The organism is Psychrobacter sp. FME6 (assembly GCF_014861365.1).
Lineage (GTDB): Bacteria > Pseudomonadota > Gammaproteobacteria > Pseudomonadales > Moraxellaceae > Psychrobacter.
The window spans coordinates 1-1,320 of sequence record NZ_RRYW01000198.1; the positions used below are offsets into that span (position 1 = coordinate 1).

1 protein-coding gene is annotated in these 1,320 nt (G+C 43.6%); it reads left to right on the top strand.

Features of this window, described 5'->3' with window-relative positions; all coding sequences use genetic code 11:
• Nucleotides 1–240: 240 nt before the first annotated feature.
• Nucleotides 241–1,125: an energy transducer TonB gene (locus EI162_RS14195; RefSeq protein WP_192524945.1), complete on the top strand. Its 885-nt coding sequence runs from the start codon at nt 241–243 to the stop codon at nt 1,123–1,125.
• Nucleotides 1,126–1,320: the final 195 nt, after the last annotated feature.

Here is a 1,320-nt window from a genome sequence, read left to right on the forward strand (position 1 = left end):
GAGTCATTATATCATTTATCAATAAGTTATATCAACACACTATTAAAACAGAGCCTATCAAAAACGAGGCGGGCAAAATCATCCTCTATAACTAGGGCGTGTTGAATCTTACCGTATACAGTTATGCTAGCGACATAAATATATGTCATGCTATGATAGCGCCATCATGCATATTATCATAACGCTTATTAGCTGCAGCCTTTTTACTTATAAGCTCATATCTATTAGCTGAGACCCACTGTGGCCTATATTAAAGACTCGCAAAGTTATCATTTTTCGGCGCAAGCACCTAAGCGTAATTTTAGCTTGCCTGTGGCTGTCGTCATCGCTGTAGCAGTACACGTGCTGATAATTTTCGGTATCAGCTTTTCGATAGGAAAAGATCCTGCCTCGATGGTACAAGACGTAGCGAAGGCACTAACCGACAATATGCAGCCGAATGAAGATGCACAGTTTATTGCTAATGCCTCACAACAGGGCGGCGGTACGATAGAAGAGCAGCTAAGGCAAGAGAATGATCAGATTAGCTCATTGCCAGCTGAACAAATAAGTGAAACGCAAGATGTGATTAATCTACAGCGTCAAGTGCGTCAGCAGCGCTACCAAGAAAGCTATCTGCGTACTACGTTAAGCTGGCGCCAAGCGAGCGTCGAGTCGGATAACGATAGCAAACAAGCACAAGATGATACGATGTCGCAAGAAGAGCGACTGCGCAAACAAATCGCCACGCTTGAAGCGCAATTGTCTCAGCGTCAGCAAGTCTATGCCACCAAATCAAAAGTCGTGACCGTCGATAGTAATTCGACCACGCGCGGTGCTGCGGACTATATCAATACCTTTCGCGAGCATATCGAGCGTGTGGGCAACCTGCATTTCCCCGCGCAAGCGCGGGCGCAAAAAATCAATGGTGAAGTACGTCTGATGGTTATTATCAGTAGTGATGGTAGTATAAAAGCGATTCGTCTGCTTGAAAGCTCAAACTCAACCATCCTAGATGAAGCCGCCAAACAATCGGTCAGACAAGCGGCGCCGTTTGGTAAATTTACCAAAGACATGGGTGATATCGTTGAGTTGCGTTTGATACGCACTTTTCTTTATAGTGATAAAGTCACTGTCACTTATTAAGCGCATTCAATATATAGCTCATGAGCGCTAGCGATACCGCAAACAGATACCCAGATTTATCAAAAAGTGCCGTAAAACCACGTCTTTCTAGGGCGTGGATGTAAGGCATAAATAATACTAAATTCTGCTTGACTACTAAAGTGACTGAGCCACAATAAAACCATGAAAACACTCAAGTTACGCATCAAAGATAAA